The organism is Streptomyces sp. NPDC050658 (genome assembly GCF_044457025.1).
GTDB lineage: Bacteria > Actinomycetota > Actinomycetes > Streptomycetales > Streptomycetaceae > Streptomyces.
The window spans coordinates 1-1373 of the sequence record NZ_JBITGM010000030.1; the positions used below are offsets into that span (position 1 = coordinate 1).

Sequence of the window (1373 nt, forward strand, 5' to 3'; positions counted from 1 at the left end):
GAGGTGGCGGTGGCGGACGGTGTGGTGACGGGCCGTCGGGACGGTGACTCGGCCTCGGAGCAGTTGGAGGCGTCGCTGCCGGCGGTGGTGTCGGTGACCGACCAGTCGGGTGAGGCGCGCTACCCCTCGTTCAAGGGCATCATGGCGGCGAAGAAGAAGCCGGTGGAGTCCTGGGACCTGGAGGACCTGGGCCTGGAGGCCGGGCAGGTGGGTCTTGAGGGCGCCTATACGGTGGTCGATTCGGCGGCGGAGCGTCCGGCGCGCACGGCGGGCACGATCGTCAAGGACGAGGGCGAGGGCGGCAAGCAGCTGGCCGAGTTCCTCGCGGGCCAGAAGTTCATCTAAGGGCCCGCAGAGCCCGCTGTACTGCCCCTCTACTTCTTCGTAATCGCAGGAGATTGAAGTCCCATGGCTGAAGTTCTCGTCTATGTCGACCACGTGGACGGTGCCGTCCGCAAGCCCACCCTGGAGCTGCTGACCCTGGCCCGCCGTATCGGTGAGCCGGTCGCGCTCGCGCTGGGCAACGGTGCCGCGGACACGGCCGGTGTGCTGGCCGAGCACGGCGCGGTCCGTGTGCTGACGGCTGATGCGCCGGAGTTCGCCGACTACCTGGTGGTGCCGAAGGTCGACGCGCTGCAGGCCGCCTACACCGCCCTTTCCCCGGCCGCGGTGCTGGTGCCGTCCTCGGCGGAGGGCAAGGAGATCGCCGCGCGTCTGGCGGTGCGGATCGGTTCGGGCATCATCACCGACGCCGTCGACCTGGAGGCGTCCGAGCAGGGCCCCGTCGCCACGCAGTCGGCGTTCGCCGCCTCCTACTCCACCAAGTCCCGGGTGTCCAAGGGCACCCCGGTCATCACCGTCAAGCCCAACAGCGCCGCGGTCGAGGCGGCCCCCGCCGCCGGTGCGGTGGAGGCCCTGACGGTGTCCTTCTCCGAGCAGGCGAAGGGCACGAAGGTGACCGCGCGGACGCCGCGTGAGTCGACCGGGCGTCCGGAGCTGACCGAGGCCGCGATCGTGGTCTCCGGCGGCCGGGGTGTGAACGGCGCGGAGAACTTCGCACTCATCGAGGCGCTGGCCGACAGTCTGGGTGCGGCCGTGGGTGCCTCGCGTGCCGCGGTGGACGCTGGCTGGTACCCGCACTCCAACCAGGTCGGCCAGACCGGCAAGAGTGTCTCGCCGCAGCTGTACATCGCCTCGGGTATCTCCGGTGCGATCCAGCACCGGGCGGGCATGCAGACGTCCAAGACGATCGTCGCGATCAACAAGGACGCCGAGGCCCCGATCTTCGACCTGGTCGACTACGGCGTCGTCGGCGACCTCTTCGACGTCGTCCCCGCCCTCACCGAAGAGGTCAAGACCCGCAAGGGCTGACC

2 protein-coding genes are annotated in these 1373 nt (G+C 70.1%); both read left to right on the forward strand.

The genetic code is table 11. The annotated features are described in order from the left end of the window. Positions 1–345 (forward strand): electron transfer flavoprotein subunit beta/FixA family protein (locus tag ACIBKX_RS40725; protein ID WP_399377355.1); only part of this gene is annotated, 345 nt, incomplete at its 5' end. 63 nt (positions 346–408) lie between these two features. After that, the gene (locus tag ACIBKX_RS40730; protein WP_399377356.1) at positions 409–1371 is read left to right on the forward strand and encodes an electron transfer flavoprotein subunit alpha/FixB family protein; all 963 of its coding nucleotides are present in this window, start codon (positions 409–411) and stop codon (positions 1369–1371) included. Positions 1372–1373: the final 2 nt, after the last annotated feature.